Consider the following 10,872-nt stretch of genomic DNA (forward strand, 5'->3'; position numbering starts at 1 on the left):
CCAATCGCGGCAAAGACCTCACGACGGGAATGGACCGCTACTTCCAGACAGAGCCATAGAGGTGCAGGTGGGGCAGGATGGGCGACGATACTACAGGCTTAGAAGAAGCCGCCGAGGCCGGTGTCTACGGGGGTGCCGTTGCGGCTGCCCTGGTTGGTCTTGGGCGATGGGAAGGCTTTGAGGCGGAGCGAGAGGTTGATGCCCTTTTCGCTGCGGAACCCGAAGGGCTGATCGACATAGCTGACCGTGATCTCGTAGTCGTGGAACTCGCGGGTGAAGGCGAAGGAGTTAAACTCGAACTTACGGGTAAGGTTGTTGTAGTTACTATTGCCGATCAGCCGTGTCTGGTTGTCAAAGATCTGGGTGCCGAGAATCGCACGGACTTCGCGAAGCTTCTTCAGGGTTGGGTCGTAGCGCCCGCTGGTGTCCAGAAGAAACGTATTGCCGCGCTGGAAGTGGGCGTAGTGGTCTAAAACAAGGAGCTTGCCGCTGTTGATATCGTAGGTCGTGTTCAGGCGGCTATGATGGCTGTCTGAGGGGCGAAACTCGGTGGTGACACTCAGCTGGTTCCAGGGGCGGTTTCGCAGGCCCAGCACGGGCTCTTGCTGCGCTTGGAGAATGTCGTAGCCGGTGCTCAGGCGGACGCTGGCATGGCCGCCGGTCTGCTGGTAGTTGAAGTTGAGGCCATTGACGGTCGAGGCAAAGTCGTTGCGGAAGCCTGGCGGCGTTCCGCCGTAGGGCCGTGAGTAGTTGTAGGCAAGCCCGAGGGTCCCATTGCGCGAGGTCGTCTGGCTCAGATTGGTGGTCTGGTTGATCACATACTGCGCCGCCGAGCCACCATCATAAACCGTCTGTCGGAAGCCGCCACCAAGTTCAAAGCGCAGGCCACCACCCAAGGACTTGCTCTGCCGATTGAGATCCGACTGAAAGAGCAGGCGCTGGGTATGGAGCTGCGTGGCAGTCCCCGATGATGAGAGACTCTCCAGAAAGTCGCCGTAGCCCAGGGTCACTCCGGAGAAATACTTGCCCAGTGAGCCCTTGAGCTGGTTGGTGGTGAGCGTGAGCTCGGGGAGCTTCTCGGTTCCGGCGAAGAAAGAGCCTCCGCTACTGGTGCCCGATGTCGAGTTACGCAGGTTCCGGTTGGCGACTAGCTCCGCCCGAAACGGCCCAAGCGCGCTGGAGGCGCGTAGCTCCGCGTTCTCCTGGATACGGCCCGTGCGCGATGTCGCCGACGCATTGAGGTTATCCGTGCCATTAAAGCGAAAGCTCAGGCTCCCACTCTTCGGCAGAGGAAGCTGCTGGGTCAGGCCATAGGTGCTGGTGCGGTAGATCGAGCCGCCCGAGTCCGAGCTATTTTGCCCCAGCGTGACTCCGGTTGTCGTGGTGCCGACAGCGCGGTTGAGAGCCAGAGTCGTGTTCTGGGTTTTCGAGTTCTGCGTGGCGGCAAAGTAGGAGTTGCTCTGAAAGTCCGAGCTCAGGCGTGCATCTATCTCCCCGAAGCGCTGCTCGTGCTGAACTTGTCCGTTGAGGTTGCGGGCGTTGCGGCTTCTGTCATTGAGGGTGTAGAGGTTGACACGGCCGGCGGCGGTGTCGCCGAAGCGATAGGCCTGGTCGGTGCCTAGCCCGATCCCCTTTCTCTCCATCCAGTCGACGCGTAGCAAGCCGGGCAGTGTCTTGGAGAGCGAGTACCCGATCACGGCCTTGATAAAGTAGCCCTCTTCCTGAGTCCGTCCGATATTGGGCAGATAGCTGTAGCGCGGCTGCTCGACAACGGGAATCGTCAGGTGCTTGATACGCAGAACAATCGTGTCGTAGCGGTAGATCGTCACATCACGCAGGGTGAGGCGCTTCTTAGGAACCAGCTCGGCGTAGCCAAAGCCGATCTTAGCGTGCGGATGAGCCAGGTCACAGGTCGTCAGAAAGCCGTCGGTGGCTTTCAAAATATCGCCCTCGCGCTTGATGCTCTTTCCCCAGAGAATCACGGGCTCGAGAATGCCCTGGCCCACGCGCTCCGGGGGAAGCACGGTGTGGGCATCGAAGGCCTCAAACTCGCGGGTCTTGCGGTTAAAACCAATGCGCTCGGCAAAGAAAGTCTCCTTGCCCGTCTCCATCTGCACCTTAGACTCAAAGGTGATGTAGTTTTTCTTTTCGTCGTAGCTGGCCCGCTCACATGTCACGACATAGCCATCGTAGACCAGCTTGACATTGCCTAAAAGAAGCGCCCCGTCATCGGTGGCCTCCATGCGATCCGCTGTTGGGAAAACCTCGTTGGTTGTGCTCTTGGGCTGGCCGCTCTCACCGGGGGGCTGCACGGGCAAGTTGGGCGTGGCGCTTGGCGGCTGACGTGGTGGCAGCTGACTGCCCCGAGGAAGCTGTGTCGGTAAGGTCGGCCTCGGGGGCTGGACTACAAAAAAAAACGGCATATCTGCTCAGACCAACAAAACGCTACTGGGCTTCAGACTCCGTCTCCGTGCCGCTCAATTCAGGAGTCGGCTGCTCCAGCTTGGGAAAGAGCCGAAAGAGCACGACTTGCACGCTACCCGCCATGGGGTAGGCCAAGAGCATCCCCCAGAGGCCAAAGAGCGATGCTCCCACGAGAAGCGCGAACATGGCGACTATCGGATGCACCCCCACGCCACTGCCCACGATCTTGGGGGTAATGATATTGTCGAAGCTGAAGTTCAAGATCGCCAGCAGGACAACCGAGCCGATCAGGGTAGGGATGCCCACATTGGTGACCAGCCCGACAATCACTGCCGTAACTGCCGCGCCTAAGAAGCCGACATACGGCACGATATAGAGCGCTCCGCTGACGATCCCGATGAGCAAGACGTAGCCCAGCATCTGTGGGGCCAGCACCAGGCAGAGCAGGGAAAATAGGAGGGTCGCGGTTGCCATATAGGCCAGGCTCACCTGGAGCATTCCGCGCAGGTAGTTGCTGAAGACCTCCCCAACATCACTGGTTACTCCCACAAACTGGGTGCGCAAGTTGGTGGGGAGCAGGAAGATCAAGCGCCGCCGGAACCGTCCTAGATCCATGAGCAAGAAGAAGGTCAAGAGGGGAATGAGGATCACATTCAGCAGGCCCGAGAACGAGCCGACAACGGCGCCTAAGAGCTTGGGGCCGATTTGCTTGGCGGTGGCAGTGACCTGGTCGGAGTACTGCTTGGTCAGGCTATCGATGGAGTCTGGGAGCGTGACAGGGCCGATCTTGCGGTGGGCGTGAAGCCAGTCGTTGGCGGTGGCCTGGAGCTGGCCGAGTCCGTTGCTGGTGATCCAGTCTATGAGCTTCTGAAGCTGGCCGATAAGGCTGGGCACCACTAAGACAATCAGCGCGGTAAAGCCGAGCAGAAAGAACGTAAACACGAGCGCGACAGCGGGAGCACGCTGGCCCTTGGTAAACCCGACATTCCTTTGAATCTTATTGACAACCGGATCACACAGCAGGGCGATCACCAGTGCGGCGACGAAAGGCGTGCTGACGGCGATAGCGGTCTCTAAGAAGCGATAGCCCAGAAAGAGCGCCAGCGCCGCGACTGCCACTCCTAAGGCCCCAAAGAGCCCGCTGAGAAACGCCTCGCGTCGTGCTGGCATGGCTTACGCGTCCAGCTGTGCCATGAGCTCCTCGCGCTTCTCCGTGTAGGCGGCTTTTCCTGCCTCGACGGAGTGTGCAAGGTTCTCTTTGGTCTGTGTGACTAGGTCTTTGCTACGCGCTACCAGCTCGCTGGTGGCCTCTTGCAAGCGGTCCATGGTCTCTTCCGTGCGATCCTTGAGATCCTCGCGGAGCTGTGCGCCTGGCTTGGGGGCAAAGAGAAGGCCTAGAATGCCTCCTACCGCCATGCCTACCACGAGACCTGCCGCAATGGCGCTGAAATCACCGCCGTTTTCTTCTTCGTTCATACCATCTCCCCGGCGCGCTCGTTCCTCGCTGCCGACCCTCTTCCCGTACTCCGCTTCGCGGCGGAAGAGGGTTATTATTTGATTGTTCCGCCACCCAGCACTTGGTTGGCCTGCGGCCCGACCCCGTAGAACACGGCGGCCTGACCGGGTGAGACCGCACGAAGCGGCTCCTCAAACTCAACACGCACGGTACTGTCGGCCTGGTAGATTAACCGGGCCGGGCGCGAGTGCATATTGTAGCGTATTTTGACCTCACAAGAAACGGGCTCTCCCACCGGCGGCGGAGCGAGCGCGACCCAGTTCAGATCCTCGACGTCGCAGCCGTCGGCGAAAAGCTCTTCGTCCTTGCCCACGACCACCGTATTGGTCTCCGCCTCCACTTTCAAAACATAGAGCGGGATAGGGGAGCCGACATTGATGCGCTTGCGCTGCCCGACCGTGTAGAACGCTGAGCCCTCGTGCTTGCCTAAGCTGTTGCCATCGGCATCGACGAAGTTGCCCGTCTGCACCAGCTCGGGGGCTTCTTTGGCGAGAAACTCGGTGTACTTGCCGCCTTGAACAAAGCAGATCTCTTGCGAGTCCGGCTTGTCGGCGACAAGCAGTCCGTACTGGCGGGCGAGTGCGCGGGTTTCCAGCTTGCTTGTCAGCTCTCCCAGCGGCATGGTCATGTGCGCGAGCTGGTGCTGCTTGGTGGCATAGAGCGCGTAGGTCTGGTCTTTGTCGCCGTCGGTGGCGCGTGCCAGCCCCCAGCGCCCGGTTGTCTCGTCGTGAAACACTTTGGCGTAGTGCCCCGTGGCGAGCTTGGTCGCTCCCAGTGCCAGTGTCTTCTCTAAAAGCGCGTCGAACTTGATATAGCGGTTGCAGTTGACACACGGGTTGGGGGTTCGTCCGCGCCGGTAGTCCTCGATGAAAGGCTTGATCACGGCATCGGCGAAGGGCTGCTTGTAGTTGAGGACGTAGTGGGGAATCCCGATCCGCGCCGCCACACGCCGCGCGTCTTCGACCGCCCCGAGCGAGCAGCAACCCGCGCCCTTAGTCTCGGTGGTACTCTCCTGCCAGATCTGCAGCGTGATGCCAATGACCTCGTAGCCCTGCTCGACCAGCAGCGCCGCCGCGACCGAGGAGTCCACCCCGCCGCTCATCGCCACCACCACTTTTTCTTTTGTTGCGCTCACGGAGGTTAGTATATCGCAGCCAACCCTCCTCCCCCCGCCCCTCCTCCCAATCCTGCGGAGGCAGGTTGGGGGAGGGGAGTCCGGAAAACCTCTAGCTCCCCTCTCCCCTTCCTCCCAGGATTGGGAGGAGGGGGAGGGGGAGGAGGGCTTACCCGTTGCGTCTTGAAAAATCGCGAATCAGGGCGGCGAGGGCTTCGCAGCCTGCGATGGGGAAGGCGTTGTAGATACTGGCGCGGAAGCCGCCGACATTGCGGTGGCCTGGCAAGCCGTCCATGCCCGCCGCCTTTGCCTCCGCTAAAAAGTGCTTCTCTAGCTCGGGAGTGGCCAGACGAAACGTGATATTCATCCAGGAGCGGTGCTCTTTCACGGCGACGCACGACGAGAACACCGAGGGGCACGCATCCAGGGCATCGTAGATTAGCTGCGCCTTGGCCTGGTTGTGGACGGCTACTCGCTTCACCCCGCCCTGAGCCGCGATCCACTTGAGGGTGAGTCCCAGAACGTAGATGGGGAAGACCGGCGGCGTGTTGTAGAGCGACTGCTTTTCACACTGGGTAATGTAGGAAAACATCGGGGGCAGGTCTTTATGAGCCCTCTCCAGAAACGACTTGCGGATCACCACCAGGGTCACGCCCGCAGGCCCCGCGTTCTTCTGCGCTCCGGCGTAGATCAAGTCAAACTTGCTGTAGTCTCGGTGCACCCCAAAGATATCCGAGCTGGCATCGGCAACCAGTGGCGTACCGTCGGTGGCAGGAAGGTCAAAGACCTGGGTGCCCTCGATGGTGTTGTTGGTGGTCAGGTGGAAGTAGCGGCCCTTGCCCGAGGGGGCAAGCTCTGGGAGCTGGTCGTAGTTCGTGGCCTTGGACGAGCCGGCAAGATGGACACTGCCAAAGCGTGCCGCCTCCGCGATGGCTTTTGCGCCCCACTCGCCCGCGTCTACATAGTCGGCAGTATCGCCTGGCCGGATAAAGTTCATCGGGAGCATCGCAAACTGCATGCTCGCCCCGCCCCCGAGGAGTGCAATCGTGTACTCGTCCTTAGAGAGTCCTAGGCTTGAGAGAACGAGCGCCTGCGCCTCGGCATGAACCGGGTCGTAGTGCTTGCCCCGGTGCGAGAGCTCTAGGATAGACATCCCGGAGCCCTGGAACTCTAAAACAGCCTGACTGGCTTCTTCTAAAACAGCGACGGGTTGGATGCCGGGACCGGCAGAAAAGTTGTAGATTCGGTTCATGGTTTTGTAGGGGAGGAGGGTTTACTGCGCTGAACGAGCTCACTCATGGTGACAAACTCGTAGCCTTGGCTGCGGAGCGTGTTGACAATCTGTGGGAGTGCTGCGATGGTGTTGTCTGGCGCATTGTGCATCAGGAGAATCGTGCCGGGCTTGACTTTCTTGAGGACAAAGGCGGCAGTATCGGCAGGCGTGAACGGGGCGTACTCGAACTTGAAGGCATCCACGGTCCAGTACGCCCCGTGCATCCCGAGCGCCGAGGCGGCATCGGCAATCGCACCATTGAAGTTGCCGCCGGGCGGGCGGTAGAAACGGGGGCGCTTTCCGGTGAGCTCGCGGACGACCACACTGGTGCGGCAGAGCTCTTTACGGACGGTATCCGGGGTGAGAAAGGTCAGGTTTGGGTGCGTGTAGCTATGGTTGGCGATCTCGTGGCCCTCCGTGTCCATCCGGCGAATTAGCTCTGGGTTGGCCTCCGCACGGGCACCGACGATAAAAAACGTCGCCTTGATATCCAGGTTGCGCAGGGTATCCAAGAGTGCCGGGGTGCGGTGCTTGAGTGGGTTGGGGCCATCGTCCAGAGTGAGAGCGATCAGCTTTCCACGGGTCTGCCCACGCCAGTAGCCGTTGCCCATTCCGACATACTTTTTATTGTACTCCTTGAGCGAGCCGTAGGCGGAGCGGAACTGTGGGTCAATGGCAACCACAGACTCGATTCTTGCCAAGGCTTCTGCACTATTGCCACTGCGAACCGCCCACTCAGCCAAGGCGTAGTGCGCCGCTTTTCGGCTGGGCTGGGGAGCCAGAAGCGCCTGAAGGCGCGTGTCCATTGCCTCACGCTGGTCTGGTGTCAAACGGGACGAAGGCGTGGCGGGGGTGTTGGCGATGCGCACCATGCGCCGGGTCTCGCTGAGTACCTTCCCTTGAGCACTGTGGGCGGTGGTGGTGAGGGTGTAGAGGCCGTTGGCAAGGCGGGTGGTGTTCCACTGGGCAATATACGGAGCGCTGTTGGTCGCCGCGTTGTAGGTCGCGGGAACTTGGTAGTTCACCGAAGCGGTCCCCTCCGGAAGCGTCCCTGGAGTCAGCGTGACCTGACCAGTGAGAGTGAGTGTCGCCGCCGTTGCTGCGGGGAGGTTAATCGGCTCACTGGTGCCTGCACTACCCTCCGCTAGGCGCCGCTCGACAAAGGGCAGTGTCACGGCATGAGACTCTTCGCAGGGCATCCACTCCGGGCGTGCCATCAGGGCCTTCAAGAGTCGGCTTCCCCGCGCTGTGTCTCCTGCCCGTAGCGCCGCGATTCCTGCCAGCTCCAGGCGCAAGGGATCGCCTTCGTCCTCTTTAACGTCCGCAAGCTCGGCTGCTACGCCTTTATCGCCCGCCATGAGCCGGACATAGAGCCCCAGCAGAGGGCTGGACTTGGCATAGGGCTGCGCCCCGGAGAGATCGTTCTGGAGGAGCTTGGCGAGAGCGAGCGCGGAGGGGATCAGGAAGTTCTCCGGCTCTTGCTCTTGAGCACGGCGCAGGGCCAGCTCCGCCCGCTTCCCATCACCCGTGTGGAGGGCATAGACCGCCAGTGCCAGCAGGCCGCAAGGGTCGTTGCAGTCTACTGCCAGAGCCTGTTGAAGAGAGAGTCGCGCTTGGGAGTACTCCCCGGACTCCAGCCGCCCGAGTGCTTCGGCGAGAACGATCGGATAGTCTGTTGCACCAGAGCTTGCCCGAGCCGAGGCAGAAAAAAACGCCGCCACACCAAGCGCTACGGCGACGCACTCCGGGGCAGCAAGTGGTTTAGTCTTACTTGCCATACAACGAATAAGTATACCACTTGCTTTAGTTTGGAGTGCTTCTTGCCAATGATGAGAGAAGGCGCATCCTTGCGCTAACGAAAGGGAAAAAAAAGATGAATCTGAAGAATCTTTTTACCTTGTTTGTGATTGGGGCGGCGGCTCTTGCTGTCGCACCCGCTCAGGCGCAGGAGCAGAAAAAGAGCGGGCGCTTAGTCTTTGGTCCTCAGGTGGGTTTCTACAGTCCCACTTCAGAAGCAGCACGTAGTCGTTTTGGGGGCTCTTGGACCAACATTGGCCTTGGTATTGGCGATGTGGCGGCACCTAAGTCTAAGGGCGAGTTAAACTTTGACCTGAACCTTATCTCCTCACGCTCCTCGGATGCCGAGGTACTTCTTGCTCCCGTCGGGATTGTCTACCGCCGTGGCACGTCGGAAAATAAGAAAGTCCGGCCCTATTTTGGAGTGTCTGCAAATCTCTTAGTGACCAACTTTCGCTCGAACTATCTGATCGATAATATTCCAAGCGCATGGCGTACGGGTGTTGGTGGGAGTCTCTTTGGAGGCGTTTCTCTCGGAAATCGTTTCTATATTGAGGGGCGCTACTACTCGTTTAGCAAGGTTCAGAACTTCGATTTTTCAGGACTGAACTTGTCGCTGGGCTTCCGCCTGTAAGTTTTTTTCGAAAACTGAAACCAGCGTCCCCTGTTTTCTGTATAGAAGACTATGGGGACGTGGTATTTTCGGGGGTTTAGAGATATACTGTCGGACTACTTGGAGATGTTGGAATCACCCTGTCGGGAGCAAATGAAAGCATGAAGTACAAGCGCTGCTGTGCGTGTGATTACTTTGTGACGACGACGGATAGTCGCTGTCCTAACTGCGGTATTGCGGATCCTCGCAACGAGCGTCCTGATCGGGGCATACCCGAGATGGTGGCGCGTGGCGATACTCTCACCATGGAAACTCCCATGAACGATGGGGCACGTGCGGCCTTTGGAGGCTTTATCGGTGCCGTTATCGGGGGCTTTCTGATGGCGGGTATGGGTGTGGCCGTTGGTGTTGCCGTCGGTGTTAGCCTGGGCGTGCTTCTTGGAGCCGACAAAGAGTGGACACCGCCAGAGCTCTCACAGCTCGCCAAGCGCGTGATTGACTGTCTCCGCAACGATGAAGAGACCATCCGGCAGCGCCTTACTGATATCTCTCAGCGCGAGAAGCGCCTGGAAGAGTCGCGCTTGCAGGCCACCAGTGCCCTCCCTGAGGAGCGCCTCCAGAAAGTCCGCCATACGATTGACTCCGCCGCCGGGATTCTCTCCAAGCAACGCGACCGCTACCATGCCAAGCTCTGGGAGATCGCCTTGGTGCGCTGGCAGAATGCCTTGGAGCCTCTCGCTGCCGACTGGGATGCTCTCACGCACGAGGCCTGCAACCAGCGCCTGCGTCAGCTAGAGCGCCTACGGGTACAGGGCCAGCAGTACTTAGATGACTGGGAGGGCGTGGATCTCACGGACTTGCCCGAGGCCCGACGCTGTTTGGAGCGCCTGCGCAATGCTTTAGAGAGCTGCGACCAGCTTCGTGAGGCCCTGATTGTAGAGCAGGCTCGTCTTGCGGTGCAGGGAATCGCGCCCGTGGACGATGCCCTGACGGCGACTCTGGGCACCAATAACACGGCTCTGCATGCCATGGAAGTCTTCAATGCACGTGCCGCTCTGGGCGAGTTTGAGAGCGCCTTTGATGAGCTTGAGGCGGAGTACAATCGCCTCCGAAGTGAGGATGAGCTTGCAGAACAGACCCTTATGGTTCAGCGCACTCGCTAGTGCCGTCTTACTGATTTCGAGTGGCTGCGCCCGAATTGGCACCAGCACCGAGGTAAAGCCCGATGGCTCGTTTGTGCGCACCGTGGTCTACCGGGGCAGTGCGCCCAGCACGGATGGCTTTAACATGGCCCCTGCCCTCAATGACCTGATCGCACCGCCTCGGGGAGCTTGGAACTTCACTCGAGAGAAAGACCCAAAGAATCCCTCTGAGGTGGTGCTGACTGCCACGAAGTCCTTCGCACCAGGCGAGACCCTCTCGGATGATCTAGCACTGAAGTCGCCACCCAAGAAGGACGCGCCCAAAGGGACTCTTCCCACGATGATCCTGGGCAACACGCTCTCCGTCCGCACCCTCCCCGACGGTAAGCTAGAGTACCGCGAGGTAATCCGCTGGCGCGGCCCTAAGCCCACCGAGCTCGCCACGCCCGATCCCGAGCTCCTCGCCTTGTTTTCTGCAAACCTGCCCATGCTGGATAAAGCGGCGCGGGTCACAATCGTCAATCATCTCCAGAAAGCCCTCTGGAAAGCGCTCTTTGGCCCTGGTGAGCCGTTGCTAGGCTTGCTCATCACTCACTCTGAGCTCGGCGAGTTCAAGCTCAAAAAGCTGCTTGGCATCGTCGTTGATACCGAGCTAAAAGCTGCTCTCGGCGAGAAACTCACCGACACGGAGCGGCGGATGGCTGTGCAGAAAATTATCGTCGCCATCACGAATGGCGTGAAAAACAAGACGAATAAACAAGTGAATGCAGGGCCAAGCGGCGAGAATAATGACGATGCTCTCGTGGCGATACTTATCAAAGCCAAGCTCCCCGGCAAGCTCCTACAAACCAACGGCGAAGAAGACCCCGCCACCGGTGAGATCGTCTGGGGCCTCTTCTCCCAAGCCCCTGCGGCTGGCGATGTCGTTTTGACGGCGATTTGCGACCAAAAGGGCTAGAGTGCTCGTGCTACTGCCTGCCGCCAAACTTCTCA

The 10,872-nt window shown here is 59.7% G+C and carries 9 protein-coding genes; 3 read left to right on the forward strand and 6 right to left on the reverse strand.

What is annotated here, in order from left to right:
* Nucleotides 1-98: 98 nt before the first annotated feature.
* The 6 genes from AC1XOS_RS14435 to AC1XOS_RS14460 all read right to left on the reverse strand — a co-directional run bounded on the left by AC1XOS_RS14435 (nt 99) and on the right by AC1XOS_RS14460 (nt 8,105).
* Complete coding sequence (locus AC1XOS_RS14435) at nt 99-2,423, reverse strand: LPS-assembly protein LptD (protein WP_481962927.1); 2,325 nt, start codon at nt 2,421-2,423, stop codon at nt 99-101.
* Nucleotides 2,424-2,445: 22 nt separating this feature from the next.
* Nucleotides 2,446-3,594, reverse strand: coding sequence for an AI-2E family transporter (locus tag AC1XOS_RS14440; protein WP_481962928.1), 1,149 nt, complete (start codon nt 3,592-3,594; stop codon nt 2,446-2,448).
* A 3-nt stretch (nt 3,595-3,597) separates the two neighbouring features.
* A complete protein-coding gene (locus tag AC1XOS_RS14445) occupies nt 3,598-3,900 on the reverse strand; it encodes a YtxH domain-containing protein (protein WP_481962929.1) in 303 nt (100 codons plus the stop codon).
* A gap of 74 nt (nt 3,901-3,974) precedes the next feature.
* Entirely contained in the window at nt 3,975-5,075 is a 1,101-nt protein-coding gene (gene mnmA / locus AC1XOS_RS14450) for a tRNA 2-thiouridine(34) synthase MnmA (RefSeq protein ID WP_481962930.1), read from the reverse strand.
* 148 nt (nt 5,076-5,223) lie between these two features.
* Nucleotides 5,224-6,306 (reverse strand): 3-phosphoserine/phosphohydroxythreonine transaminase, encoded by a 1,083-nt coding sequence (gene serC, locus AC1XOS_RS14455; protein ID WP_481962931.1) that lies wholly within the window; start codon nt 6,304-6,306, stop codon nt 5,224-5,226.
* The gene (locus AC1XOS_RS14460) at nt 6,303-8,105 is read right to left on the reverse strand and encodes a polysaccharide deacetylase family protein (RefSeq protein WP_481962932.1); all 1,803 of its coding nucleotides are present in this window, start codon (nt 8,103-8,105) and stop codon (nt 6,303-6,305) included. Before AC1XOS_RS14460 ends, serC begins: the two co-directional genes overlap by 4 nt.
* Nucleotides 8,106-8,200: 95 nt before the next feature.
* Between AC1XOS_RS14460 and AC1XOS_RS14465 the strand changes: the two genes are divergently transcribed.
* The 3 genes from AC1XOS_RS14465 to AC1XOS_RS14475 all read left to right on the forward strand — a co-directional run bounded on the left by AC1XOS_RS14465 (nt 8,201) and on the right by AC1XOS_RS14475 (nt 10,837).
* Entirely contained in the window at nt 8,201-8,758 is a 558-nt protein-coding gene (locus AC1XOS_RS14465) for a hypothetical protein (RefSeq protein ID WP_481962933.1), read from the forward strand.
* Between the two features lie 140 nt (nt 8,759-8,898).
* Complete coding sequence (locus tag AC1XOS_RS14470) at nt 8,899-9,900, forward strand: hypothetical protein (protein ID WP_481962934.1); 1,002 nt, start codon at nt 8,899-8,901, stop codon at nt 9,898-9,900.
* Nucleotides 9,863-10,837, forward strand: coding sequence for a hypothetical protein (locus AC1XOS_RS14475; protein ID WP_481962935.1), 975 nt, complete (start codon nt 9,863-9,865; stop codon nt 10,835-10,837). Before AC1XOS_RS14470 ends, AC1XOS_RS14475 begins: the two co-directional genes overlap by 38 nt.
* Nucleotides 10,838-10,872: the final 35 nt, after the last annotated feature.

It is taken from the genome of Armatimonas sp. (assembly GCF_964826245.1).